The 605-nt window shown below is 49.4% G+C and carries 1 protein-coding gene; it reads left to right on the forward strand.

Translation table 11 applies throughout. From position 1 onward, the window contains the following. The coding region (locus ACFO8Q_RS23850) for an RHS repeat domain-containing protein (RefSeq protein WP_380029881.1) at window positions 1–605 on the forward strand (605 nt) is incomplete at both ends.

Genomic DNA, 605 nt, shown 5'->3' on the forward strand with positions numbered 1-605 from the left:
GTTGCCCCGGATGGCAAGGTATTGTTCCAGCAGAAGCATGAGTATGACTCTGCCGGAAATGTCGTAAAGACTGCACAAAAAGATGACGACGGAGAACATGTCAAAGAATTTTCCTATGATCCATTGGATCAGCTTGTCAAAGTGGTGGAGGACAGGAAGAAAACCCGGACCTACACCTATGATCCGGTCGGCAACCGCTTGAGCAAAGAGGAGATGGAACTGACCGGCGAAGGGGAGAAACGCAGTTCGACCACGTATGCTTACAATGCGATCAACCGTCTGATGTCCATGACGGAAGACGGGAAGACTCGCCAGTTTGCATACGACCCGGTCGGGAACCTAAGCAAAATCTTCACAATGGAAAACGGCGAAGAAAAAATCTTCAGTTCCTACCAATTTGATGCGGCGAATCGTCTGGTCGAGGTCGTCAATCAGAAGCAGGAAAAAACGCTGTATGCTTATGATGGCGACGGGAACCGGATCAGCATGGCTGTCGAACTTGTGGGACTCAAAAATCCGGGAAAAGGTGAAAAAGGAAACAACGGCCAACACAAAGGATGGGACAAAGACGGAGATCCAACTACACCGGGCAACAGTTCCAACAA

This window comes from Effusibacillus consociatus (assembly GCF_042652925.1).
GTDB classification, from domain to species: domain Bacteria; phylum Bacillota; class Bacilli; order Tumebacillales; family Effusibacillaceae; genus Effusibacillus; species Effusibacillus consociatus.